Consider the following 267-nt stretch of genomic DNA (forward strand, 5'->3'; position numbering starts at 1 on the left):
GATCTGGTCCAATATTTCCAGCTTCTGCAGCTGAATGTATCATTAACGTTTTAGCTGAAGCAGCATTCAGTTCAGCATTACTGAATAATTGTTTGTTGATTTGTGTCCAAAGTCCAATTACTCCGGTTACAACTGGTGCAGAATAAGACGTTCCGCTACCAACAGTTAAACTTTGACTTCCTGTAGTGTTTTCGGCAGTAGAACCGCTTCCTACGTTTGTTCCAACAGCTGAAATATCTGGTTTGATACCTCCATCATCTCTTGGTC

General features: G+C 41.2%; 1 protein-coding gene. It reads right to left on the reverse strand.

Going from position 1 to position 267, the window contains the following annotated elements; genetic code table 11:
• A partial coding sequence (locus SCA31_RS23705) for a S8 family serine peptidase (protein WP_410699460.1) occupies positions 1–267 on the reverse strand: 267 nt, incomplete at both ends.

This window comes from Chryseobacterium sp. SIMBA_028 (assembly GCF_046535285.1).
Taxonomy (GTDB): domain Bacteria; phylum Bacteroidota; class Bacteroidia; order Flavobacteriales; family Weeksellaceae; genus Chryseobacterium.